Genomic DNA, 2379 nt, shown 5'->3' with positions numbered 1-2379 from the left:
CCGGCGGTCAGGCCCGGGCGGCCCAGGTAGCCGCGGGCGAGGCCGGGGCCGGCCAGGAAGAGCTCGCCGGTGACGCCGGTGGGCACCGGCCGCATGGCGGTGTCGAGGAGGTAGGCGCGGGTGGCGCCGCTGGGGCGGCCGATGGCCGGTGCGCCGCTGCCCGGGACGAGCGGACCGGTCCAGGTGGCGACGACGGTGGCCTCGGTGGGGCCGTAGGAGTTGATCATCCGTCGGCCGGGGGCCCAGGTGTCGACCAGGTCGGCCGGGCAGGCCTCCGCGCCGACGATCAGGGTGCGCAGGTCCGCAAGCGCCGCGGCCGTTCCGGGGTCGACGGTGGCCAGGGCGGCCGGGGGGATCAGGGTGTGGCTGATGCGGCGTTCGGCGAGGATCTCGGCCAGCCACTCGTCGACCAGCGGGCCCTCCTCCCCGGTGACCAGGACGGCTCCGGCGAGCAGGGAGATGCACAGTTCCAGGACGGAGGCGTCGAAGCTGGGCGAGGCGAACTGGAGCACCCGGTCGCCGGGGCCGACGGCGTACTGCTCGGCGGCGGCCGCCGCGAAGGAGGCGAGGCCACGGTGGGTCACCAGCACGCCCTTGGGCGTTCCGGTCGAGCCGGAGGTGTAGATGACGTACGCCGGGTGCCCGGGGGTGAGCGCGGTGGTGCGGTCGGCGTCGGTGGGCGGGGTCGGCGGGCCGTCGGCGGCCCACACCTCGGCCGGGTCGTCCAGCAGCAGGTGGACGCCCGCGTCGCGCACCATGAACTCCCGCCGGGACTCCGGGTAGTCCGGGTCGACCGGGAGGAAGGCGCCGCCGGCCTTGGCGACGGCGAGCTGCGCCACCACCATCGCGGCCGAGCGGGGCAGGGCGAGGGCGACGAGGTGCTCCGGCCCCACGCCGCGCCGGATGAGCTGGTGGGCCAGCCGGTTGGCCGCTCGGTCCACCTCGGCGTAGGTCAGTTCCAGATCGCCGTCGAGCAGTGCGGCGGCGTCGGGGGTGCGGGCCGCCTGGCGCTCGAACAGCTCGGACAGGGTCGCCTCGGGGACGGGGCGGAAGGCGCCGTGCGCGCGGTCCGACGGCTCGGCCGCGCCCAGGGGCAGTGCGCCGACGGCGCGGTCCGGGTCGTCGGCGACACCGGCCAGCAGGGTGGCGAGCTGGCCGGCCATCCGCTCGGCCGTGGCCGCCTCGAACAGGTCGGTGTTGTAGGTGAGCAGGCCGTGCAGCGCGCCGGAGTCGGCCTCGGCGAACTCCAGCACCAGGTCGAAGGCCGTCTGCGTGGTGTCGGTCTCGACGTCCGTGACGTCGAGGCCCGGCAGGTCGAGGTCGGCGGCCGGGGCGTTCTGCAGGACGACCAGGGCCTGGAAGAGCGGGCTGCGGCTGGTGTCGCGCACCGGCTGCACCTCGTCCACCACCCGCTCGAAGGGCACGTCCTGGTGGGCGAAGGCGTCCCGTACGGTCCCGCGCACCTCGTCGAGGAGCTCGGCGAAGGGCCGGTGGGGCTCGACCTGTGAGCGCAGCACCAGGGTGTTGACGAAGAAGCCGATGAGGTCGCGGGTCTCGGGGCGCTCGCGGCCGGCGGTGACGGTGCCGACGGCGATGTCCTGGTCGCCACTGAGCCGGGAGAGGTAGGCCTGGGCGGCGGCGACCAGGGTGGTGAACAGGGTGGCGCCGCGTTCCCGGCCGGCCCTCGCCAGCCGGCGGGCGGTGTCGGCGGGCAGTTCGAGGCGGGCGGTGGCCCCGTTGCTGGTGCGCACCGCGGGCCGGGGCCGGTCGGTGGGCGGGCGCAGCGGCACGATGCCCGCCAACTGCTGCTTCCAGTAGTCGAGTTGTTCGTCGGCGGCGGCGCCGGTGGTGCGCTGCCAGTGCGCGTAGTCGGCGTACTGCACCGGCAGCGGCGCGGGCTCGGATCCGTCGGGGTCGAGTTCGGCGCGGTAGAGGTGGGCGAGGTCGGTGAGCAGGACGCCGGTCGACCAGCCGTCGGTGACGATGTGGTGCAGGGTGAGCGCGAGCACGTGCTCGCCCTCGGCCAGCCGGACGAGCGCGGTGCGCAGCAGCGGCCCGCGGCGCAGGTCGAAGGGGCGGGCGCGTTCGGCGGCGAGCAGGCGGCGCAGCGTCTCCTCCCGGTCCGGCTCCGGGAGTTCGGCGAGGTCGTGCGCGGGCAGCGGCACGTCCTGGGGCGGGTGGATGTGCTGGACGCCGTGGCCGTCGACGCTGTCGAAGGTGGTGCGCAGCGACTCGTGCCGGGCGACCAGGGCGCTCAGGGCCGCGGCGAGGGCGTCGGTGTCCAGCGTGCCGCGCAGCCGCAGGGCGAGCGCGGTGACGTACTCGGCGCCGCCGGGCGCGAACTCCTCCAGGAACCAGAGGCGTTGCTGGGCGTACGAC

At 75.9% G+C, this 2379-nt stretch carries 1 protein-coding gene; it reads right to left on the bottom strand.

Translation table 11 applies throughout. The features are described 5' to 3' along the window. Positions 1 to 2379, bottom strand: a 2379-nt coding sequence (locus J0670_RS36000; RefSeq protein ID WP_207816902.1) for a condensation domain-containing protein, incomplete at both ends; no start/stop codon positions are given.

Source organism: Streptomyces sp. FH025, from assembly GCF_017427025.1.
Taxonomy (GTDB): Bacteria; Actinomycetota; Actinomycetes; order Streptomycetales; family Streptomycetaceae; genus Kitasatospora.
The sequence above is the reverse complement of the archived record's forward strand: the minus strand, read 5'-3'. Positions and strand labels throughout refer to the sequence as shown.